18 protein-coding genes are annotated in these 21,224 nt (G+C 68.5%); 15 read left to right on the top strand and 3 right to left on the bottom strand.

Going from position 1 to position 21,224, the window contains the following annotated elements; all coding sequences use genetic code 11:
* Positions 1-47 precede the first annotated feature (47 nt).
* Genes ACEN9N_RS25475 through ACEN9N_RS25485 form a run of 3 tightly spaced genes read left to right on the top strand, consistent with a single transcriptional unit; the run spans position 48 to position 3,249 of the window.
* A complete protein-coding gene (locus ACEN9N_RS25475; RefSeq protein WP_413314885.1) occupies positions 48-1,859 on the top strand; it encodes an ArnT family glycosyltransferase in 1,812 nt (603 codons plus the stop codon).
* The gene (locus ACEN9N_RS25480; protein ID WP_413314886.1) at positions 1,856-2,851 is read left to right on the top strand and encodes a glycosyltransferase family 2 protein; all 996 of its coding nucleotides are present in this window, start codon (positions 1,856-1,858) and stop codon (positions 2,849-2,851) included. The genes ACEN9N_RS25475 and ACEN9N_RS25480 overlap by 4 nt, the downstream gene beginning before the upstream one ends.
* On the top strand, positions 2,848-3,249 hold the full coding sequence (locus tag ACEN9N_RS25485) for a GtrA family protein (protein ID WP_495654799.1): 402 nt from the start codon (positions 2,848-2,850) through the stop codon (positions 3,247-3,249). Before ACEN9N_RS25480 ends, ACEN9N_RS25485 begins: the two co-directional genes overlap by 4 nt.
* A gap of 19 nt (positions 3,250-3,268) precedes the next feature.
* On the opposite strand, the gene ACEN9N_RS25490 is transcribed toward ACEN9N_RS25485, so the two are convergent.
* Genes ACEN9N_RS25490 through ACEN9N_RS25500 form a run of 3 tightly spaced genes read right to left on the bottom strand, consistent with a single transcriptional unit; the run spans position 3,269 to position 5,963 of the window.
* Positions 3,269-4,468 carry an amidohydrolase family protein gene (locus ACEN9N_RS25490; protein WP_413314887.1) on the bottom strand — a complete coding sequence of 400 codons (1,200 nt, stop codon included), beginning with the start codon at positions 4,466-4,468 and terminating at the stop codon, positions 3,269-3,271.
* Positions 4,414-5,172, bottom strand: coding sequence for a TetR/AcrR family transcriptional regulator (locus ACEN9N_RS25495; protein WP_007831892.1), 759 nt, complete (start codon positions 5,170-5,172; stop codon positions 4,414-4,416). Before ACEN9N_RS25495 ends, ACEN9N_RS25490 begins: the two co-directional genes overlap by 55 nt.
* Before the next feature lie 17 nt (positions 5,173-5,189).
* The gene (locus tag ACEN9N_RS25500; RefSeq protein ID WP_007831891.1) at positions 5,190-5,963 is read right to left on the bottom strand and encodes a ferredoxin--NADP reductase; all 774 of its coding nucleotides are present in this window, start codon (positions 5,961-5,963) and stop codon (positions 5,190-5,192) included.
* A 323-nt stretch (positions 5,964-6,286) separates the two neighbouring features.
* Here ACEN9N_RS25500 and ACEN9N_RS25505 point away from each other — a divergent pair, with 323 nt between their 5' ends.
* The 12 genes from ACEN9N_RS25505 to ACEN9N_RS25560 all read left to right on the top strand — a co-directional run bounded on the left by ACEN9N_RS25505 (position 6,287) and on the right by ACEN9N_RS25560 (position 21,201).
* Positions 6,287-7,903 (top strand): 6-hydroxynicotinate reductase, encoded by a 1,617-nt coding sequence (locus ACEN9N_RS25505; RefSeq protein ID WP_495654800.1) that lies wholly within the window; start codon positions 6,287-6,289, stop codon positions 7,901-7,903.
* 155 nt (positions 7,904-8,058) lie between these two features.
* On the top strand, positions 8,059-8,964 hold the full coding sequence (locus ACEN9N_RS25510; RefSeq protein ID WP_495654801.1) for a UPF0280 family protein: 906 nt from the start codon (positions 8,059-8,061) through the stop codon (positions 8,962-8,964).
* Positions 8,965-8,985: 21 nt separating this feature from the next.
* Entirely contained in the window at positions 8,986-9,627 is a 642-nt protein-coding gene (locus ACEN9N_RS25515) for an amino acid synthesis family protein (RefSeq protein WP_007831883.1), read from the top strand.
* 31 nt (positions 9,628-9,658) lie between these two features.
* Positions 9,659-10,243, top strand: a complete 585-nt coding sequence (locus tag ACEN9N_RS25520; protein WP_495654802.1) for an amino acid synthesis family protein — start codon at positions 9,659-9,661, stop codon at positions 10,241-10,243.
* A gap of 69 nt (positions 10,244-10,312) precedes the next feature.
* Complete coding sequence (locus ACEN9N_RS25525) at positions 10,313-11,518, top strand: ABC transporter substrate-binding protein (RefSeq protein WP_007831879.1); 1,206 nt, start codon at positions 10,313-10,315, stop codon at positions 11,516-11,518.
* A 28-nt stretch (positions 11,519-11,546) separates the two neighbouring features.
* Positions 11,547-13,478, top strand: a complete 1,932-nt coding sequence (locus tag ACEN9N_RS25530; protein ID WP_413336094.1) for an ABC transporter permease — start codon at positions 11,547-11,549, stop codon at positions 13,476-13,478.
* A complete protein-coding gene (locus tag ACEN9N_RS25535; protein ID WP_413314893.1) occupies positions 13,475-14,281 on the top strand; it encodes an ABC transporter ATP-binding protein in 807 nt (268 codons plus the stop codon). The genes ACEN9N_RS25530 and ACEN9N_RS25535 overlap by 4 nt, the downstream gene beginning before the upstream one ends.
* Positions 14,278-15,012, top strand: coding sequence for an ABC transporter ATP-binding protein (locus ACEN9N_RS25540; protein ID WP_495654803.1), 735 nt, complete (start codon positions 14,278-14,280; stop codon positions 15,010-15,012). Before ACEN9N_RS25535 ends, ACEN9N_RS25540 begins: the two co-directional genes overlap by 4 nt.
* Positions 15,013-15,049: 37 nt before the next feature.
* Positions 15,050-15,775, top strand: a complete 726-nt coding sequence (pncA, locus tag ACEN9N_RS25545; RefSeq protein WP_413314896.1) for a bifunctional nicotinamidase/pyrazinamidase — start codon at positions 15,050-15,052, stop codon at positions 15,773-15,775.
* Between the two features lie 45 nt (positions 15,776-15,820).
* Entirely contained in the window at positions 15,821-16,981 is a 1,161-nt protein-coding gene (locus ACEN9N_RS25550) for an ABC transporter substrate-binding protein (RefSeq protein WP_413314897.1), read from the top strand.
* Positions 16,959-17,459, top strand: coding sequence for a (2Fe-2S)-binding protein (locus ACEN9N_RS25555; protein ID WP_007831865.1), 501 nt, complete (start codon positions 16,959-16,961; stop codon positions 17,457-17,459). The genes ACEN9N_RS25550 and ACEN9N_RS25555 overlap by 23 nt, the downstream gene beginning before the upstream one ends.
* Positions 17,460-17,505: 46 nt before the next feature.
* Positions 17,506-21,201 (top strand): molybdopterin cofactor-binding domain-containing protein, encoded by a 3,696-nt coding sequence (locus tag ACEN9N_RS25560; protein WP_495654804.1) that lies wholly within the window; start codon positions 17,506-17,508, stop codon positions 21,199-21,201.
* Positions 21,202-21,224 lie beyond the last annotated feature (23 nt).

The raw sequence follows: 21,224 nt of genomic DNA on the forward strand, positions 1-21,224 counted from the left end.
CCGGCCGGCGCGGCCGCCCGGCGCCGGGAGTTGTTATTCAGAAGCTGATGTTTGCAGCCGCGCATTACGCGGCCTTGTCGATTTTCGTGATCGGCTGCTGGGGCTTCGGCCGCGCGCTGCTGGGCCGCCTGGCCCCGCCGCCGCGCCGCGATGCGGGGCTCGAAGCGGCCATGGCCGTCGCACTCGGGGTCGGCCTGTACATCTGTGCCTTCCAGGCGCTGGCCATCTTCGGTGCTTTCAAGGCCGGCGCGACCGTGGCGCTCGTGGTGGCAGGCGTGGTGGCCGCCGCGCTCCAGCTTCCGTCGTGGCTGCGCGAGCGGCGCGCCTTGCGCGCAAACGAACCCGCCGCGCCGTGGACCTACGTCGAGCGCATCGCGCTGATTGCGCTGGCCCTGGTCGCGCTGCCCGCGCTGGTGGCGCCGCTCGTGCCGCCGATTGCCTTCGACGAACTGATGTACCACCTGCCGTACGCGCGCCAGGTCGCACAGCAGGGCTCGCTGGGCATCCACGACTGGCTGCGCTATCCCTGGTTCCCGTACAACTACAACCTGCTCTACGCCGCCGCGCTGCAGCTCGGCGACGACGTGCTGCCGCACTTCCTCAATGCGCTGGCGGGTGCGTTGTCGGTGGTGATGGTCTATCGCCTGGGCATCCTGCACGCCAACCGGCTCACCGCCTGCATCGGCGCGGCCATCTGGCTGGGGCTCGGCGATTACTCCAACGCGCTGATCGACATGGGCGTGGCGCTGTTCGTGCTGTCGGCCTGCGTGGCGCTGTGGTGGTGGCGCGAATCGGAGCCCGGCAAGCCCGCGCACGGCGGCATGCGCTGGCTCGGCGTGGCCGCGTTCTGCCTCGGCGTGGCCGCTGGCTCGAAGTACCAGGCGTTGATCTTCCTGCCGCTGGTGGCGGTGTTCGTCGTCCGGCACGAGCGCCGGCCCCGGGCCTGGGCGCTGGTATTCGCCTGCTTCCTGGTTCCGTGCGTGTACTGGTATGCGCGCAACGCCATCATGACGGGCGACCCGTTCAACCCCATCGGCGCGCGCGTGTTCGGCTTCACCGAGTGGACGCCGGCCGACTACGTGCAGCAGGTGGCCGACGTGCGCGTGCACGCCGAGCTGCCCAACGCGCTGATCTGGTCCGTGTTCTTCGCGCCGTTCAGCGTGTGGTGGAAGCGTTCGGCGGCGGTGCGTGCAGCCGGCTGGTTCTGCCTGTATTCGGTGGCCGTCTGGGTCGTGACCTCGCGCTATCCGCGCTACCTGACAGCCTCGTTCCCGCTGCTGGCCGCGATCGCGGCGATCGGCTGGCAGGTGCTGTTCGGCTGGATCGTCTCGGGCGTTCGCCGCATGTTCGGCGCCAGGAACACGGCGCAGGACGCGCCGCCTGCTGCCGTCACGCGGCGCACGCCGGCCCGCGTGGGCGACTGGGTGGCCGTGCTGCTGCTGGCCGTGCTGGCCGCCGTCTCGGTGCGCCAGACCGCCGCCAAGGTCGCGATGGTTTCGATCACGCCCGAGGCTCGCGAGGCCGTGCTGCGCCGGCACGTGCCGGGCTACGCCGTGATGGACTACCTGCGCCGCAACGCCACCGGCCGCGTCTACCAGATCGCGCTGAACGAGGCGATCTACTACGGCCCCAACCCCATCTGGGGCGACACGCTCGGGCCGTGGCGCTACACCGACTTCGGACGCCTGTCTGGCGGCGATCTCGCGCGCAAGCTCGGCGACATGGGCTTCACCGCGGTGGTCCTGCCGGACTCCGTGGTGCCCGTGTTCAGCGCGCGCATCGATTTCGACAAGTACTTCGCCGTGGAGTACGAGAAAGACGGCAGCCGGGTCTACCGTATCCTTCCCGCCGCACCATGACCGACACCGATTCCCTCGCCGTTCCAGGCAACACCGGCCTGCGCATTGCCGCGGTCATCCCCTGCTACAACGAGGCGCTGGCCATCGCCCAGGTGGTCGCGGGCTTTCGCGCCGCGCTGCCCGAGGCCGAGATCCACGTCTTCGACAACAACTCCAGCGACGACACGGCCGCCGTGGCGCGCGCGGCCGGCGCCGTCGTCACGCACGTGGCCCTGCGCGGCAAGGGCAACGTGGTGCGGCGCATGTTCGCCGACGTCGAGGCCGACGTGTACGTGATGGTCGACGGCGATGCCACCTACGACGCCGGCGCCGCGCGCCGGCTCATCGACCGGCTGGTGAACGACAACCTCGACATGGTGGTCGGCAGCCGCGTGGACGACGGCCAGGACGCGCACACCTACCGCACCGGCCACCGCCTCGGCAACCGCATGCTCACGGGCGCCGTGGCGCAGCTGTTCGGAGGTGGCCTCAGCGACATGCTCTCGGGCTACCGCGTGTTCTCGCGGCGCTATGCCAAGTCGTTCCCGGCGCTGTCGCGGGGCTTCGAGACCGAGACCGAGCTCACCGTGCACGCGCTCGAACTGCGCATGCCCTATGCAGAGGAAGGCACCGCCTACAGCACGCGCCCCGAAGGCTCCGTCAGCAAGCTCTCGACCTACCGCGACGGCTGGCGCATCCTGAAGACCATCTGCAAGCTGTTCGTGAGCGAGCGGCCGCTGCAGTTCTTCTCGATCATCGGGGGGCTGCTCGTGCTGATGTCGGTCGCGCTGGTCCTGCCGCTCGTCATGACCTACATGCACACCGGCCTGGTGCCCCGGCTCCCCACGGCGGTGCTGGCCACGGGCGCGATGCTGGCGGCCATGCTGTCCTTCGTGTGCGGCGTCGTCATGCAGGCCATCACGCTGGGGCGGCGGGAGGCCAAGCGGCTGCGCTATCTCGCGATTCCGGGCGTGCGCGAGCAGGCGACCCGCGCTTCACGCGCCTCGCGATGAAGATCGCACGCGAGTTCCTCTCGTTCGCCGCCGTCGGCGTGATCGGGCTCGTGGTCGACGTGGTCGTGCTGTACCTGCTGGCGCCGCTGCTGGGCTGGTATGCGGCGCGCGTGGTGTCGTTCCTCGCGGCGGCGACCACCACCTGGGCCTTCAACCGCCGCTACACCTTCGCGGCCAGCGCAGCGGCCGGCCGTTCCCTCTGGCGCGAATACCTGGGCTATCTGGCGACCATGGCCGCCGGCGCAGTGCTGAACTATGGCGCCTACGTGCTGACGCTGCACTGGGTCGAAGGGCGCTGGGCCGCGGCCCTGGGCGTGGCGCTGGGCAGCCTCGCCGGCATGAGCGCCAACTTCCTGTCGGCGCGCTACCTGGTCTTTCGCTCGCACCGCGGCGGCTGAAGCCGCCGGCACGGCGCGCTCAGTGCGCGCCGGAAACGACGACCGGAATTTCGGTCGCGGGCGGCGTGTTGCGGCTGCGGCCGCAGCGCACGATGCCGTCGATCATCACCATGCCCACGCCCGGAATGTCGCCGAGCTGCACGCTTTCGAGCAGGCCCGGTGCGGGCGAATGCTGCGCACGGTCCATGAACACGAAGTCGGCATCGCGGCCCACTTCGATCAGCCCGCAGTTGAGCTTGCGGATCTTCGCCGTGTTGCCGGTCGCGAAGCAGAACACCAGCTCGGCCGGGATGTTCGCGATGGACGACAGCATCGCCACCATGCGCAGGATGCCCAGCGGCTGCACGCCCGAGCCGGCCGGCCCGTCGGTGCCGAGGATCACGCGGTGCGGGCACTTCAGCTCCAGCGCCGCCCTGGCCGCCGCGATGGCCACCTTCTCGTTGCCGTTGTGCACGATCTCGATCGCGCGCGAGCTCTTCTCGCACAGCTCGCACACATGCGCCTCGGGCAGCGAGGTGTGGCCGCCGTTGATGTGGCCGATGATGTCGGCGTCGGCTTCGAGCACCACGTCCTTGTCGATCAGGCCCGAGCCCGGGATCGACGGGCCGCCCGTGTGGATCGTGCTCTGGATGCCGTACTTGCGCGCCCAGGCCACCATTTCCTTGGCCTCGTAGCCGGCCTTGACCGAGCCCAGCCCCACTTCGCCCAGCAGGCCCACGCCGGCCTCGGCGAGTTCCTTGAAGTCGCTCTCGACCATGCCCTTCTCGATGACGGGCGCACCGGCGAGCACCTTCACGCCGCCGGGGCGGAAGTTGTCGAAGGCGCGTTGCGCGGTGATGGCCAGCGCCTTCAGTCCGACGATGTCCTTGGGGCGGCCGGGCAGGTGCACTTCGCCGGCGGAAATCATCGTCGTCACGCCGCCGTGCATGGTCGAGTCGATCCAGCCGATCTGGCCCTGGCGCGGCGTCCAGTCGCCGAACACCGGATGCACGTGGCTGTCGATCAGGCCGGGTGCCACGCAGGTCTTGCGTGCGTCGATCACGGTCTGCGCGCCTTCGAGGTCGCAGTCTTTCTCTTTGCCGACCGCCGCGATCAGGCCGTCGTTCACCACGATGGTGTCGGCGTCGAGGATGGGCTTGTCGATGTCGCCCGAGAGCAGCAGCCCTATGTTCTTGATGACGACCTTGCCCGACTTGCCGCCGGCTGCGATTTCTGCCATTTCGATGTGTCCTCGTGGGGTGATGTGTTGTCTTGCGGCTCGTCCGCGCGCACCGTGCGCAGCAGCGTCTCGATCACGAAGTCTTCCCAGTGCGCGACGGCCTCCGGCGACTCCATCGGCTCGCCGAGGAAGGCGGTGAGCGTGTGCCGGTTGGAGGTGTAGAAATAGCCGGTGGACGCTATCAGCAGGTAGATGTCGCGCGCCACCAGGTCCTTGCGGAACAGGCCCTGCGCCGCGCCACTGGCGAGGATCTCCGCAATGATCGCCACCGCCCGCGACGAATACTCGCGCGCGCGCAGCGACTTCGAGATGTGCCGCCCCTTGTGCAGGTTCTCGGTGTTCAGCAGCGTGACGAACTCGGGGTTCTTGCGGTAGTAGCCCAGCACGAAGCGGATCACTTCGGTGAACGCCTCCACCGGCCGCGAGGCGTCGAGCGCAATGGCGGCCTCGGCGTCGTCCATGCGCTGGTAGATGCCCTCGAGCACCGCGATGAACAGGCCTTCCTTGCTGCCGAAGTAGTAGTAGATCATCCGGTCATACGACTTCGCGGCCTTGGAGATCTTCTCCACGCTGCCGCCGTCGTAGCCGTATCGGGCGAACACCTTGGTCGCCGATTTCAGGATGCTGTCGCGCGTGGCCTGCGCCGCGGCCTCGCGCACGCCGGTGCGGCGCTGGGGCTTGGCGGCGGTGCGGTTGTCGGCCATTGCGCGCGGCGCCCTGCTTATTTTTCGGCGAACGCGCGCTCTACGACGAAGTCGCCGGGCGTCGAGGTGTTGCCTTCCTTGAAGCCGCGCTTTTCGAGGATGTGCTTCAGGTCGACCAGCAGGCCGGGGCTGCCGCACAGCATGACGCGGTCTTCCTCGACGTTGAGCGGGGGCAGGCCGAGGTCGTCGGTGAGCTTGTTGCTCTCGATGAGGTCGGTGATGCGACCCTGATTGCGGAACTCCTCGCGCGTGACCGTCGGGTAGTAGAGCAGCTGCTTGGCAACCATCTCGCCCAGGAACTCGTGCTTGGGCAGGTGGTCGATCACGAGGTCGTGGTAGGCCAGCTCGTCGACCTGGCGCACGCCGTGCACCAGGATGACCTGCTCGAACTTCTCGTAGGTGTCCGGGTCGCGGATGATGCTCATGAACGGTGCCAGGCCGGTGCCGGTGCCGAACAGGTACAGGCGCTTGGCGGGCAGCGTGTAGTCGATCAGCAGCGTGCCGGTGGGCTTGCGGCCCACGATGACGGTGTCGCCCACCTGGATGTGCTGCAGCTTCGAGGTGAGCGGGCCTTCTTCCACCTTGATGCTCAGGAACTCGAGATGCTCCTCGTAGTTCGGGCTCACGATGCTGTAGGCGCGCAGCAGGGGCTTGTTGTTGACCTTCAGGCCGATCATCGTGAAATGACCGTTCGAGAAGCGCAGCGCCGGGTCGCGCGTGGTGGTGAAGGTGAACAGGCGGTCGGTCCAGTGGTGGACGCTCAGGACGCGTTCTTCGCTGAATGCACTCATACGGAACTCAAGAGTTGGTTGGAACAGTGGAAGGTGGCTGGGCCGGGATGCACGCCCTTGGGGCATGCGGCCGCCGGCCGGCTGCGAACCCTCCATTGTCGTTGGTCGGAAAAACCCCGACGGACAGCGCGAGAAAACACCATTGCAAGCATCGGGCCCGTTTGCTACATTGACTGCGAATGTAGTGAACGCAACATGAAAGTGTAGGGAATGCTACACAAACGGAAGTCGGTGCACAAGCGGGCTGACGGCACGTTTGTTGCAAACCCCGGCAGCCAGGATTTGCCCCCGCACATCACCGAAACGCCCACGAGATCGCCCCGATGACAGAACACACCAAGACAGATGGCCTCCCCGGCATGGACATGCCCGTGGTGGCCGAAGCCGGCAGCGGCGCCTTCGGCAAGGCGCCGCCGCGCAACGAGCGCATGAGCACTGCCAAGGTCGAGTGCAACGCCTGCCCGGTGCTGTGCCAGATCTCCGACGGCCGCACCGGCGCCTGCGACCGCTACGCCAACCGCGACGGCGTGCTGGTGCGCGTCGATCCGGTGGTGCTGCTGCGCCGAACGATCGAGAGCGAGGCGCCGGCGCTGGTGCCTTTCGATCGCCCGGGCGCCGAGCCCGCCACGGCGCAGGCCCCCGACTGGAACGGCGACCTGCTGCACGCCGACGAAGTCTTCGTCACCGGCGTGGGCTCGTCCACCACCTACCCCGACTACAAGCCGGCCCCCTTCATCGTGGCCTCGAAAGCCCGGGGCGTCGACATGGTCACCGTCGTCACCGAAGGCATCTTCAGCTACTGCAGCTTCAAGGTGAAGATCGATACCGACCGTTTCCTCGGCTCCGAGCAGGCCAACGTGCGCTACCGCGGCGAGGTCGTGGGCCACGTCACCACGGCCGAGTACGGCTCGCAGATGCTCTCGCTGGGCGGCGTGCACCACCTCACCGGCGGCAGCAAGAAAGAAGGCCGCATGACGGCCGAGCTGATGCAGCTGCTGGGCAACAAGAAGGCCGTGGAGTGCACCATCGACGGCGGCTCCACCCTCGTCATCCAGGCCGGCAGGGCGCCCATCGTCAACGGCGTGGAAGAGCAGCGCATGCGCGTGGGCTGCGGCTCGGCGGCGGTCGGCATCTTCGCGCGCCAGTTCGCGGGCGTGGCCGACGAGGTGGTGGTGGTCGACGACCACATCACCGGCGTGCTCACCGAGCACCAGGCCGGCCGCTGCCTCGACATGGCGCCCTCGGGCATCCAGATGCTGGGGCGCAAGTCGACGCCGGGGCGCTACTTCCAGGTGGCCAACCCGGGCAACGGCTGGGGCGGCACCGACATCGCCGATCCGCTGGCGATCATCGAGGGCTGGGAAGAGGGCGTGGCGCGGCCCGGCCTGCGCCTGCTGATGACCTCGACCACCGGCGAGCACGCGCAGTGGTACGTGCTCGACGATGCGCTCAAGCCCGTCGAACAGCCGATGCCGCCCGAAGTGAAGCGCATCGTCGATCGCATCGGCGAGAACTGCGAGCCTTCGCTGTGCACCGTGCTGTTCCTCGGCGGCGCCGGTGGCAGCCTGCGCGCGGGCGTCACCGAAAACCCGGTGCTGCTCACGCGGGCCATCAAGCGCGCGCTGGTCAACGTCACCTGCGGCGGCGCGCCGGCCTACGTGTGGCCTGGCGGCGGCATCACCGTGATGGCCGATGTCATGCGCATGCCCGACAACAGCTTCGGCACCGTGCCCACGCCGGCCATCGTCGCACCCATCGAGTTCAGCATGCGGCGCGACGACTATGCCGCGCTCGGCGGCCACATGGAGCACATCTTTTCGCTCGAGCTGGCGCTTGCGCGCGGTGCGTGGCAGGAAGACGGCGCACCGCTCGCGCGCCAATGGCTCGCGGTGGACGACGCCAACCCGTGGCCGCTCGGCCACGCACCCATGCTCGGCTGATCCATGCTCGCGTCGATGTTCGGCTTGCGTGTTGCTCCTTCCCCCTTTTGGGGAAGGCTGGGATGGGGGCAGGCAGAGCGCCCAATGGATACGCCGCGTGCCCCCACCCCAGCCCTCCCCCGGAAGGGGAGGGAGAAAGACGGGAGCGCGCAGCCATGAGCGCCCAACGCAGCGCCCTCGACAGCGGCCGCTGGCATTTCAACCACGGCCCGATCGACATCGTGGCCGAGGCGCACGGCGATCCCTACGCCGTGGCAGCCGCGCACGACGCTGCGTGGGCGCGCTTCGTCCATGTGCTCGACGAGCTCGTGCGCGAGCTGCCGCTGCTGCGCCTGCCCGTGAGCGACGACATGCGTCCGCGAGGCGTGGTCGCCAGGCGCATGTGGGACGCCTGCGCCGCGTTCTCGCCGATGTTCATCACGCCCATGGCGGCAGTCGCGGGCTCGGTCGCGCAGGAGCTGATCGCGTTCTACGACCGCCCCGGCATCGAGCGCGCGTGGATCAACAACGGCGGCGACATCGCACTGCACCTCGTGCCCGGCCAGTCGGCGCGCGTGGGTGTGTTCGCCGACCTCGCGCGCTTCGACTGGCGCGACCACGGCGGCGCCCTCACCACAGACGGCCAGTTCGAACTGCACGCGGACCAGCCCGTGCGCGGCGTCGCCACCAGCGGCTGGCGCGGGCGCAGCTTTTCGCTGGGCATCGCCGACAGCGTGACGGTCCTGGCCGCCACCGCAGCGCAGGCCGACGCCGCCGCGACAGTGATCGCCAACGCCGTCGATGTCGACGACGACGCCATCGCGCGCCGCCCCGCGAACGAATGCAAGGACGACAGCGACCTCGGCGACATGCTCGTCACCGTCGACGTGCCGACGCTCGCACCGTCGCAGGTCAAAAGCGCACTCGATACGGGCGCGATCTGCGCCAAGGTCCTGCAAAAAGGGGGGCTCGCCTGGGCCGTTCTACTCGTTTGCCAGGGGCAGTTTCGACTTGTCGAGCCCTTATGCTCGAAGTCGCTGCAGACAGTGCTGCCGAAAGCAGTTGGTTCAGTATTTGCTTAACGAAAAGCAAGGTCCTTTTTCATGATCGATATACGCCGCGTCTTCACCCATGTCGAGCACATCCACCACGAGTTCGGACCGCGTGCCGACACCCCGTTGGTGCGCGGTGCCATCGGCGCGGTGCTGACCAATCCTTTCGCCGGCCGCTACGAGCCCGACATCCTTCCGATGATGGCGCTGCTCGACCCCGTGGGCGTCGACATGGCGCACAGGCTGCACGCCGCCATGGACGTGCCGCTTGAGCAGATCGCCACCTACGGCAAGGGCGCCATCGTCGGCGCCGATGGCGAGCTGGAGCACGGCGCACTGTGGCATGTGCCCGGCGGCTACGCGATGCGCGAACTGCTCGGCTGGAAGGGCAGCCGCGCGGCCTACACCGCGGGCAAGGCCGAAGAGAAAACCGGCCAGCCAGGCAATGCGCTGTCCATCGTGCCCTCGACCAAGAAGGTCGGGCCGCCCGGTGCCGCACTCGACGTGCCGCTGACCAACATCAACGCGAGCTACGTGCGCGGCCAGTTCGATGCCATCGAAGTGCGCGTGCCCGGCGCGCCTGCGGCCGACGAGATCGTCTTCATCCTCGCGATGAGCACCGGCTACCGCGTGCACGCCCGCGTCGGCGGCCTGCTCGCCAAAGACATCAGCAAATGGGACGGCCTGCGCTGACCTGAACAAGAGACACGAAGGAACACAAGACATGACCGCCAACATCCGCAAGCTCGTCGTTCAGGTCGACGAAACCCGCAAGGAGATGGGCCAGGACGTCACGCCGCCCACGCGCCGCGCCGTCGCCATCGCCGTGATCGAGAACCCCTACGCGGGGCGCTACAGCGAGAACCTCGACGAACTCATCGCCATCGGCGAAGAACTCGGCGCGCTGCTGGGCCAGAAGGCCGTGAAGGCGCTCGGCATCGAGCCCGGCCAGGCGCAGAGCTACGGCAAGGCCGCCATCGTCGGCGAGCGCGGCGAGCTCGAACACGCCGCTGCCATCCTGCATCCCAAGCTCGGCGCGCCGCTGCGCGCGGCGGTCGAGAAGGGCGCGGCGCTCGTGCCTTCGGCCAAGAAGCTGGGCACCCTGGGCACTGCCATCGACGTGCCGCTCGGCCATAAGGACGCGGCCTTCGTTCGCAGTCACTTCGACGCCATCGAAGCCCGCGTGAGCGATGCGCCGCGCGCCAACGAGATCGTGGTGGCGGTCGCAGTCACCGACAGCGGCCGTCCACTGCCGCGCATTGGCGGCCTGCAGGTCAGCGAAATCAAGGGCGAAGACGGTCTGCGCTAACGCCGTCCCGCCCGCCCCCGCATCCACTCACGCCGTTTTCTTCTCTTTCGATCCCAAGGAGTTTTCCTCATGAACCCATTGCGTCACGTCTTCAGCGCCGCGGCCCTCGCCGCGCTGACCACTGCTCTCGTTCCCGCGCATGCGCAGGGCGTGATCAAGATCGGCGAGGTCAACAGCTACAAGGCCCAGCCCGCCTTCCTCGAGCCCTACAAGAAGGGGATGGAGCTGGCCGTCGAAGAAATCAACGCCAAGGGCGGCGTCAACGGCCGCAAGGTCGAACTCATCACGCGCGACGACAACGCCAACCCCGGCGACGCCGTGCGCGTGGCCGAGGAGCTGGTGGCGCGCGAGAAGATCGACGTGCTCACCGGCACCTTCCTGTCGAACACCGGCCTGGCCGTGGCCGACTTCGCCAAGCAGAAGAAGATCTTCTTCCTGGCCGGCGAACCGCTGACCGACAAGATGACCTGGCAGGGCGGCAACGAATACACCTACCGCCTGCGCCCCGGCACCTACATGCAGGCCGCGATGCTCGTGCCCGAGGCCGTCAAGCTCAAGAAGAAGCGCTGGGCCGTCGTGTACCCCAACTACGAATACGGCCAGTCGGCCGTGGCCGCGTTCAAGACGCTGCTGAAGGCCGCGCAGCCCGACGTCGAGTTCGTCGCCGAGCAGGCGCCGCCGCTCGGCAAGGTCGATGCGGGCGCGGTCGCGCAGGCGCTGGCCGATGCCAAGCCCGACGCGATCTTCAACGTGCTGTTCGGCGCCGACCTGTCGAAGTTCGTGCGCGAAGGCAACACGCGCGGCCTGTTCAAGGACCGCGCGGTCGTCAGCGTGCTGACCGGCGAGCCCGAATACCTCGACCCCCTCAAGGACGAAACGCCCAACGGCTGGATCGTGACCGGCTACCCCTGGTACGGCATCCAGACGCCCGAGCACAAGGCCTTCTTCCTCGCCTACCACGGCAAGTACAAGGACTATCCGCGCCTGGGTTCGGTGGTCGGCTACAGCATGATCAAGTCGGTCGCGGCCGGCATCGAGAAGGCCAAGAGCACCGAGACGCCGAAGCTCGTCGCCGCGTTCAAGGGCCTGCAGGTCGACACGCCGTTCGGCAAGATCAGCTACCGCGCCGAGGACCACCAGTCCACCATGGGCGCCTTCGTCGGCAAGACGAAGAACGAGAACGGCAAGGGCGTGATGGTCGACTACACGTATTTCGACGGCGCCAAGTTCCAGCCGAGCGCCGCCGACGTCAAGAAGTCCCGCGCTGCCGACTGACCTTTTTCTTCCCGGAATGCTTGCACCCATGAGCCTCTCGTCCCTGCTGCTTCAGTTCCTCACCGGGCTGTCGTCGGCTTCGTCGCTGTTCCTTGTGGGGGCCGGCCTTTCGCTGATCTTCGGCGTCACGCGCATCGTCAACTTTGCGCATGGCTCCTTCTTCATGGTCGGCATCTACCTCGCCTACACGCTGGTCGAGAAGCTCGGCGGCGGCATGGCCTTCTGGCCGGCCGTGGTGCTGTCCGCCGTCGCGGTCGGCATCCTCGGCGCGCTGATCGAGATGGTGCTGCTGCGCCGCATCTACAAGTCGCCCGAGCTGTTCCAGCTGCTGGCGACCTTCGCACTCGTGCTGGTCATCAAGGACGCGGTGCTCTATGTCTGGGGCCCCGACGAACTGCTCGGTCCGCGCGCACCGGGCCTGTCGGGCTCGGTCGAGATCCTGGGCCGGCAATTCCCCACGTATGACCTGTTCCTGATCGTCGTCGGCCCGGTCGTGCTCGGGCTCATGTGGCTGCTGCTCACGCGCACCCGCTGGGGCACGCTGGTGCGCGCCGCCACGCAGGACCGCGAGATGGTCAGCGCGCTGGGCGTGAACCAGGCCTGGCTGTTCACCGCGGTGTTCGGGCTCGGCGCGATGCTCGCGGGCCTGGGCGGCGCGCTGCAGCTGCCGCGCGAGCCGGCCACGCTCGCGCTGGACCTCAACACCATCGGCGCGGCCTTCGTGGTCGTGGTGGTGGGCGGCATGGGCTCCATTCCGGGCGCCTATGCGGCGGCGCTGCTGATCTCGGAGATCAAGGCGGTCTGCATCTGGATCGGCGTGGTGGAAATCTTCGGCTACAGCGTGTCGTTCTCCAAGCTCACGCTGGTGGTCGACTTCGTCGTGATGGCCGTGGTGCTGGTGTGGCGCCCGTGGGGCCTGTTCGGCCGGCCGCAGGCGCCGAGCCGCTACGTGGGCATGGCCGAGGAGCCGCTGCGCCGCGCGAGCAAGGGCTACCTGTGGCTGGTCGCCGCGCTGGGCGTGGTGTTGATGGCGATGCCGCTGCTCACGGCCGACTCTCCCTACACCACGGTGCTGCTGATCGACCTGCTGATCGCCGCGCTGTTCGCCGCGAGCCTGCACTTCATCATGGGCCCGGCCGGCATGCACTCGTTCGGGCATGCCGCCTACTTCGGGCTCGGGGCCTACGGTGCCGCGCTGCTGGTGCGCGCGAGCGGCCTGCCGATGGAAGCGGCGCTGGTCGTGGCGCCGCTGGTCGCGGCCATCGGCGCTTTCGTCTACGGCTGGTTCGCGGTGCGGCTGTCGGGTGTGTACCTCGCGATGCTCACGCTGGCCTTCGCGCAGATCACCTGGGCCATCGTCTACCAGTGGGACTCGTTCACCGGCGGCAGCAACGGCCTCACGGGCGTGTGGCCCTCGGAGTGGCTGTCGGACAAGCGCACCTACTACTGGCTCACGCTGGTGCTCGCGGCCGCAGGCATCCTGATGCTGCGCCGCGTGCTGTTCTCTCCCTTCGGCTACGCGCTGCGCGCGGGCCGCGACTCGCTGCTGCGCGCCGATGCCATCGGCATCGACGTCAAGCGCATGCAGTGGACGGCCTTCGTCATCGCCGGTGCAGCGGCTGGCCTCGCGGGTTCGCTGTATGCCTTCTCCAAGGGCAGCATCTCGCCCGAAAGCCTCAGCGTCGACAAGTCGGTCGACGGGCTGGTGATGGTGCTGCTGGGTGGCATCCAGACGCTGGCGGGGCCGGTGGTGGGCGCCGTCACCTTCAGCTGGCTGCACGACACCGTGGCGCGCAACACCGACTACTGGCGCGCGACGCTGGGCGCGATCATCCTGCTCCTCGTGCTGCTGTTCCCGCAGGGCATCGCGGGTTTCGCAAAGCAGCTGACCGACCGCGTGCTGCGCCGGGCCAAGCCCGATTCACCGACAGCGGCCGAGGTGAAGGAGGCCAAGGCATGACCACCTCCAGTGCACCCCTTCTCAAGGTCGAGAACCTCGGCAAGTCCTTCGGCGGCGTGAAGGCCGTCGATGGCATCAGCTTCGAGCTGCACGCCGGCGAACTGCTCGCGCTGATCGGCCCGAACGGCGCTGGCAAGTCCACCACCTTCAACATGGTGAACGGTCAGCTCAAGGCCGACCAGGGTTCGATCCTGTTCGACGGGCACGAGCTCGTGGGCCGCAAGCCGCGCGACATCTGGCGCCGCGGCGTGGGCCGCACCTTCCAGATCGCCGAGACCTTCGCCTCGCTCACCGTGGCCGAAAACGTGCAGATGGCGCTGCTGTCGCACGACGGCAAGCTGTTCTCGATGTGGCGCCGCGCGGCCGACCACAAGCGCGACGAAGCGCTGGCACTGCTCGACCAGGTCGGCATGAAATCGCAGGCCGACCGGCCCTGCAGCGTGCTGGCCTACGGCGACGTGAAGCGCGTCGAGCTCGCCATCGCGATGGCCAACTCGCCCAAGCTGCTGCTGATGGACGAGCCCACCGCCGGCATGGCGCCCAAAGAGCGCAACTCGCTGATGGCGCTGACCAAGGACCTCGTCATCCAGCGCGGCATGGCCGTGCTGTTCACCGAGCACAGCATGGACGTGGTGTTTGCGTATGCCGACCGCATGATCGTGCTGGCGCGCGGGCGCCTCATCGCGCAGGGCAAACCGCTCGAAATCCGAGATCACCCGAAGGTGCAGGAGGTGTACTTCGGCAGCGGCAAGACATTCGAGAAGATTGCAGAGAAAGCCGCAGCCCTTGGAGTCGCAGCATGAGCACGCAAGAACCTCTTCTGCAGGCCAAGGCCCTGTGCGCCTGGTACGGCGCCGCGCAGATCCTCTATGACGTCGACCTCGACGTGCGCCGCGGCGAAGTGGTTGCGCTCATGGGCCGCAACGGCGCGGGCAAGTCGACCACGCTCAAGGCGCTGATCGGCATGCTCGCCAAGCGCCGAGGCGCCGTGCGTTTCCTGGGCCACGACATCTCGAAGAGCGAGCCGCACCACGCCGCGCGACTGGGCCTGGGCTTCGTGCCCGAAGACCGCCGCGTATTCACCGACCTCACGGTGATGGAGAACCTCGAGGTCGGCAAGCAGCCCGCGCGCCGCTGGGCCGACGGCGCCGACGCGCCGCTGTGGACGCCCGAGCGGCTGTTCAAGCTGTTTCCCAACCTCGGCGAGATGCCCAGCCGACCGGGTGGGCGCATGAGCGGCGGCGAGCAGCAGATGCTCACGGTCGCGCGCACGCTCATGGGCAACCCCTACCTGGTGCTGCTCGACGAGCCGTCCGAAGGCGTGGCCCCGGTGATCGTCGAGCAGATGGCCAACATGATTCTCGAATTGAAGGCGCAGGGCGTGAGCATCCTGCTGTCGGAGCAGAACATGCACTTCGCCGAGCTGGTGTCCGACCGCGCCTATGTGCTCGAGAAGGGGCAGATCCGCTATCACGCGACGATGGCCGAGCTCGCGGCCAACGACGAAGTGCGCCGTGCTTATCTGAGCGTCTGAGTCTTTCGTTCTTCATCAACCCACCGGAGTCCACGCCATGCATCGCAGAACCCTCGTGAAATCCGCCGCCGCCCTCGGGATGGCCGGCGGCCTCGGCAGTTTCGGCTTCAACGCTTTCGCGGCCGGCAAGATCAAGCCGGGCGCCAAGGCCGCGTTGATCGTGGTCGACGTGCAGAACTGCTTTCTCGACGGCGGCACGCTCGCGGTCAAGGGTGGCAACGAGGTGATTCCGGTCATCAACGCACTCGCACCGGCGTTCGAGAACATCGTCGTCACGCAGGACTGGCACACGGCGGGCCATGCGTCGTTCGCAAGCACCTACAGCGGCAAGAAGCCCTTCGAGACCACCAAGCTCAGCTACGGCACGCAGGTGCTGTGGCCCGACCATTGCGTGCAGGGCACGGACGACGCGGCGCTCGGCAAGGACCTGAAGGTGCCGACCGCGCAACTCGTCATCCGCAAGGGCTTCCACAAGGACATGGACAGCTACTCGGCCTTCGAGGAGGCCGACCACAAGACGGCCACCGGCCTGGCCGGCTACCTGAAGGCGCGCGGCATCAAGACCGTGTTCGTCACCGGGCTGGCCACCGACTTCTGCGTGGCATGGACCGCGATGGACGCGCGCAAGGCCGGCTTCGAGGCCTATGTAATCGAGGACGCCACGCGCGGCATCGACCTCAACGGCTCGCTCGCCGCGGCCTGGAAACAGATGGCGGCCAAGGGCGTCAAGCGCATCCAGTCCGCCGATGTACAGGCCACCTGAACGAACGAATCGTTCCCTGACGACGACAACCTGAGAAAAAGACGCATGAAGCTTTCGATATCAAGGCGCGCCATGGTGGCGGGCGGCGCAATGCTGGCGCTCGGCCCCGGATTTCTTCGATCGGCACGCGCTGAAAACGGGGTGTCCGACACCACCATCCGCATCGGCCAGTCGGCCGTGCTCAGCGGGCCGGCGAAAGACTTCGGCATCGACTACCGCGCGGGCATCAAGCTGTACTTCGACCGCGTCAACAAGTCGGGTGGCGTCAATGGCCGCAAGATCGAACTCGTCACTTACGACGATGCCTACGACCCGGCGAAGACGGCCGCCAACACCGCGAAGCTGATCGATGAGGACAAGGTCTTCGCGCTCACCGGCTACGTGGCCACCGGCAACCTCGCGGCCGCGATGCCGCTCGCTGAGAAGGCCGGCGTGCCGATGTTCGCGCCGCTGGTGGGCACCAGCTCGTTCCGCGCCAAGGTCAACCGCTACCTGTTCCACGTGCGCGCGGGCTACGACCTGGAGCTGCGCAAGATCATCAGCCACCTCTCGACCATCGGCATTTCGTCGATTGCCGTGGTGTACCAGGACAGCCCCTTCGGCAAGTCGAACCTCGCCACCTGCGAGGAATTGGCGGCCGACTACAAGGTGCAGGTCGTGAAAACGCTGCCGCTCGCGATCACGGCGGAAGACGCGAAGCAGGTCGCCACCAGCCTCGCCGAAGCCAAGCCCGGCGCGGTCGTGATGATCATGGCCGGCCGCATGGTCGAGGTGTTCATGCGCGACTACCGCGCGAACGGCGTGGGCTCGCCGCTGTACACGCTGTCGGTCGGCATCACCGACGCGGCCGGCTCGGCCAAGCGGCTCGACGGCAAGCTCGCGGGGCTGGTCACGGCCAGCATCGTGCCGCCGCCGACGGCGCAGCGCGTGCCCATCGTGGCCGACTACCAGCGCGACCGCGCCGAGTTCGGCGAGAAGATCGACAGCTACACCGCGCTGGAGGGCTACATCGTCGCGCGCGTGATGGCCGAGGGCCTGCGCCGGGCGGGCAAGACGCTCACGCGCGACAGCTTCATCGCCGGGCTGGAGAGCATCGGCAGCACGCGCTTCGGCGACTTTCCCATCGAGTACAGCGCGAAGAACCACAACGGCTCGACCTTCGTGGACCTGGAGATGTACACCCGTGACGGACAGTTGCGGCGCTGAGCCGCTGCACCTGCTGGTCAACGGCCGGGCGCAATCGATCGAGGGCGTGCCGCGCGAGGCGACGCTGCTGCACCTGCTGCGCAACGACCTGGGGCTGAACGGCCCCAAGTACGGCTGCGGACTGGGGCAGTGCGGCGCGTGCACGGTGCATGTCGACGGCGTGGCGGCGCGCTCGTGTGTGATTCCCGCGCATGGCGTGGCGGGGCGTGCGATCACCACGCTCGAAGGGCTGGGCGCGCGCGGCGATTGGCATCCGGTGCAGGCCGCGTTCGAAGATGCGCAGGCCGCGCAGTGCGGCTACTGCCTCAACGGCATGGTGATGCAGGCGGCCGCCTTGCTCGCGCGCGATCCGGATGCGAGCGAGGCGCGCATCCGCAGCGAGCTGTCGGGCAATTTGTGCCGCTGCGGCACGCACATCGAAATACTCGATGCGGTGCAGCGCGCGGCTTTCCGCATGCGCGCGAAGGTGGCTCCATGAGCCGGTGGCCTTTTTCCCTCTTCCGGTGGGAGAGGGGGCAACAGCCATGACACGCCGCGCCGATCTGCCACGCACGCGCGCCGAATTCCTCGCTTCCAACGGCGTTCTGCTGGTGGTGCGCGAGACCCCGCCCGCGCCGCCGACCGCCAATGGCCAGCCAGCCTTCATCGCCGGCAACCCCATCGAGGGCGACGAGATCCTGCTCGCCGTATGGGACGACGGCAGCGCCTGCGCGCTCAACGGCCACGTCGACCTTGGCACTGGCATCCAGACCGCGCTCGGACAGATCGTGGCCGAGGAGCTCGACCTCGGCATGCCCTGCGTGCGCGTGATGCTCGGCGACACCGCGCGCGCGCCCAACCAGGGCGCGACCATCGCGAGCGCGTCGATCCAGATCCATGCGCAGCCGCTGCGCCTCGCCGCCGCGCAGGCGCGCGCGTGGCTGGTCGCACGCGCGGCCGAGCGGTTCGGCGTGGACGTCGATGCGCTGCAGGTGCGCAACGGCGTGGTGCGCGTTACCGAGGCGCCGGATCGCCACGTCGGCTACGCCGAGCTCGTGGCCGGCCAGCGCACCGTGCTGCGGCTCGATTCCCAGGCGCAGCCCAAGGACCCGGCGGACTACCGCGTCGTCGGCACGCGTCAGGCGCGCGTCGACATTCCGGCCAAGCTCGCGGGCGACCTCGTGTTCGTGCACGACATGCGCGTGCCCGGCATGCTGCATGGCCGCGTGGTGCGCCCGCCGTATGCGGGCGCGGACCATGGCGAGTTCATCGGCAACACGCTCGAGTCGGTGGACGAATCGTCCATCGCGCACATTCCCGGCATCCGCGCGGTGGTCGTCATCCGCGATTTCATCGGCATCGTGGCCGAGCGCGAGGAGCACGCCGAGCAGGCGCTGCGCGAACTGCGCGTCGCGTGGAAACCGTGGCCCGGCATGCCCGACCTCGGCGACCTTGCACGGGCGCTGCGCGACAACCCCTCGACGCAGCGCCTGCTGGTCGATGAAGGCGATGTGGATGGCGCCATCGCCGCGGCCGCGCAGCCGATGCACCGCACGTATGTGTGGCCGTACCAGATGCACGCGTCCATCGGGCCCTCGTGCGCGCTGGCCGAGTGGCAGCCGATCGATGGCGGCGGCATCGTCCTTCGCTGCTGGGCCGGCTCGCAGAACCCGCATGTGCTGCGCGCCGATCTGGCGAAGCTCATGGGCGTGGAAGACGTGCAGGTCGACGTCATCCGCATGGAAGCGGCAGGCTGCTACGGCCGAAACGGCGCCGACGGCGCGCCGGTGCGCGTGCAGCTCACGCGCGAGCAGGAGCACGCCTGGGAGCCCAAGGGCGCCGCGCAGCTCATGGAGATCGACGGCGGCCTGATGGCCGATGGCCGCGTGGCCGCCTACGACTTCGAAACCTCGTACCCGTCCAACGGCGCGCCCACGCTCGCGCTGCTGCTCACGCGCACCATCGAGCCGGTGGCGCAGGCCTACGAGATGGGCGACCGCACTGCGCGCCCGCCATACAGCTACGACAACCTGCGCGTGAAGGTCAACGACATGGCGCCGATCGTGCGCGCCTCGTGGCTGCGCGGCGTGTCGGCGCTGCCGAGTTCGTTCGCGCACGAGTCGTACATCGACGAGCTCGCCACGGCGGCGGGTGTCGATCCGGTGCAATTCCGGCTGCGGCACCTGGACGATCCGCGCGCGTTCGAGCTCGTGCAGGCGACCGCGCAGAAGGCCGGCTGGCGCATGCGCACCGGACCGCAGGAAAACGCCGACGGCGGGCTCGGGGAGGGCGGCGACATCCTCTTCGGGCAGGGCTTCGCGTATGCGCGCTACATCCACAGCAAGTGGCCGGGCTTCGGCGCGGCGTGGGCCGCGTGGGTGGCCGATGTGGAGGTCAACCGCAAGACCGGCGAGGTGCACGTGCGCCGCGTCGTGGTGGGGCACGACGCGGGTTTGCTGGTCAACCCAGCGGGTGTCGAACACCAAGTGCACGGCAACGTGATCCAGACCACGAGCCGGGCGCTGAAGGAGCAAGTGCAGTTCGCGCCGCAGGGCGGGTCTGGCGGCGCACAACTGCCTGGGGTGTTGCCTTCCGGTGTGGTCGCGAGCCGTGAGTGGGGCAGCTACCCGATCATCAATTTCCGCGAAGTGCCGGTGATCGAGGTGATGCACATGCCCCGGCCCGGCGAGCCTTCGCTGGGCGCGGGCGAATCGTCGTCGGTGCCGGGGACGGCGGCGATCGCGAATGCGATCTTCGATGCGACGGGAGTGCGGTTCAGATCGCCGCCGTTCACGCCGGAGACGGTGTTGGCGGAGTTGAATCGGGAATTTCTCCCGCCCCCTTTGGGGGAGGGCGGGGGTGAGCGGCGTACGAATGGTGACGCTGCCGTGCCCCCATCACAACCTTCCCCCAGAGGCGGAAGGAGCAATGCGGGAGCCATCTGGCCCAAGAGGAAGGGCCTGTGGGCCACTGGTGCCGCACTCTTCATCGGCGGCCTCGGCATCATCGCCGGCCTGCTCGGCTGGCGCTCCGCCATCGCGCCCGTATCGCTCACCGCACCCGTCTACAGCCAGTCCACCATCGACCGCGGCCGCGTGCTCGCCGCCGCCGGCGACTGCGCCGTGTGCCACACCGCGCCCGGCGGCACACCGAACGCAGGCGGCCGCGCGATGGAGACGCCCTTCGGCACGCTCTACACCACCAACCTCACGCCCGATGCGGACACGGGCCTCGGCCGCTGGTCTTTCAGCGCCTTCCAGCGCGCGATGCGCGAAGGCGTCTCGCGCGACGGCCACTACCTGTACCCCGCGTTCCCCTACACCGCGTTTGCGAAGACCAGCGACGACGACCTGCAGGCGCTCTATGCGTACTTCATGTCGATGCCTGCGGTGCGTGCGGAAACGCCGAAGTCCGAACTCAAGTTCCCGTTCAGCATGCGCCCGTTGATGGCCGGCTGGAACGCGCTCTTCCACGACCCCACGCCGGTGCGGCCCGTGGCCACGCAAAGCGCCGAGTGGAACCGCGGCGCGTACCTCGTCAACGGCCTGGGTCATTGCGGCGCATGCCACACGCCGCGCAACGCGCTCGGCGCGGAGCAGGGCGGCAGCGCGTTCCTCTCGGGTGCGATAGTCGACGGCTGGGAGGCGCCCGCACTCACGCAGTTGTCGAAGGCCGCCGTGCCGTGGGACACCGACGCGCTGTACCGCTACCTGCGTAACGGTCATTCGCCGCGCCACGGCATCGCGGGCGGGCCGATGGCCGAGGTGGTGCGCGAACTCGCGCAGGTGCCCGACGACGATGTGCGCGCGATGGCCGTGTACCTCGGCTCGCTCAATCCCGCACCGGTGGCGGAGCCGCAAGCGCTTGCGCAACAGGCCATCGACAACGCGGCGCGCACCCAGGGCCAGCTTCTCGGCCCCGCGCAGCGCATGTTCGACAGCGCCTGCGCCTCATGCCACCATGACGGCGACGGCCCCACGCTGCTCGGCGTGAACACGCCGCTGGCCCTCAACAGCGGCCTCACGAGCGCGCGGCCCGACAACCTGCTGCGCACCATCCTCGACGGCGTGCGCGAGCCCGCAAGCCGCGACATCGGCTTCATGCCTGCGTTCCGCGAGGCGCTCGACGACCGGCAGATCGCCGAACTCGCCGGCTACATGCGCGCGCGCTTCGCACCGCAGGAGCCCGCGTGGGCCAACCTGCCCGCCGAAGTGGCGCGCGTGCGAGCCGCGCGGCACTGACACAAAAGGAGCGGCCGGCCGCG

It is taken from the genome of Variovorax sp. Varisp46 (assembly GCF_059491885.1).

Excerpts from the sequence above, each read along its gene's own strand:
- ACEN9N_RS25475 (WP_413314885.1), top strand. The coding sequence starts at position 48 with ATGTTTGCAGCCGCGCATTACGCGGCCTTGTCGATTTTCGTGATCGGC.
- ACEN9N_RS25480 (WP_413314886.1), top strand. The coding sequence starts at position 1,856 with ATGACCGACACCGATTCCCTCGCCGTTCCAGGCAACACCGGCCTGCGC.
- ACEN9N_RS25485 (WP_495654799.1), top strand. The coding sequence starts at position 2,848 with ATGAAGATCGCACGCGAGTTCCTCTCGTTCGCCGCCGTCGGCGTGATC.
- ACEN9N_RS25490 (WP_413314887.1), bottom strand. The coding sequence starts at position 4,468 with ATGGCAGAAATCGCAGCCGGCGGCAAGTCGGGCAAGGTCGTCATCAAG.
- ACEN9N_RS25495 (WP_007831892.1), bottom strand. The coding sequence starts at position 5,172 with ATGGCCGACAACCGCACCGCCGCCAAGCCCCAGCGCCGCACCGGCGTG.
- ACEN9N_RS25500 (WP_007831891.1), bottom strand. The coding sequence starts at position 5,963 with ATGAGTGCATTCAGCGAAGAACGCGTCCTGAGCGTCCACCACTGGACC.
- ACEN9N_RS25505 (WP_495654800.1), top strand. The coding sequence starts at position 6,287 with ATGACAGAACACACCAAGACAGATGGCCTCCCCGGCATGGACATGCCC.
- ACEN9N_RS25510 (WP_495654801.1), top strand. The coding sequence starts at position 8,059 with ATGAGCGCCCAACGCAGCGCCCTCGACAGCGGCCGCTGGCATTTCAAC.
- ACEN9N_RS25515 (WP_007831883.1), top strand. The coding sequence starts at position 8,986 with ATGATCGATATACGCCGCGTCTTCACCCATGTCGAGCACATCCACCAC.
- ACEN9N_RS25520 (WP_495654802.1), top strand. The coding sequence starts at position 9,659 with ATGACCGCCAACATCCGCAAGCTCGTCGTTCAGGTCGACGAAACCCGC.
- ACEN9N_RS25525 (WP_007831879.1), top strand. The coding sequence starts at position 10,313 with ATGAACCCATTGCGTCACGTCTTCAGCGCCGCGGCCCTCGCCGCGCTG.
- ACEN9N_RS25530 (WP_413336094.1), top strand. The coding sequence starts at position 11,547 with ATGAGCCTCTCGTCCCTGCTGCTTCAGTTCCTCACCGGGCTGTCGTCG.
- ACEN9N_RS25535 (WP_413314893.1), top strand. The coding sequence starts at position 13,475 with ATGACCACCTCCAGTGCACCCCTTCTCAAGGTCGAGAACCTCGGCAAG.
- ACEN9N_RS25540 (WP_495654803.1), top strand. The coding sequence starts at position 14,278 with ATGAGCACGCAAGAACCTCTTCTGCAGGCCAAGGCCCTGTGCGCCTGG.
- pncA (WP_413314896.1), top strand. The coding sequence starts at position 15,050 with ATGCATCGCAGAACCCTCGTGAAATCCGCCGCCGCCCTCGGGATGGCC.
- ACEN9N_RS25550 (WP_413314897.1), top strand. The coding sequence starts at position 15,821 with ATGAAGCTTTCGATATCAAGGCGCGCCATGGTGGCGGGCGGCGCAATG.
- ACEN9N_RS25560 (WP_495654804.1), top strand. The coding sequence starts at position 17,506 with ATGACACGCCGCGCCGATCTGCCACGCACGCGCGCCGAATTCCTCGCT.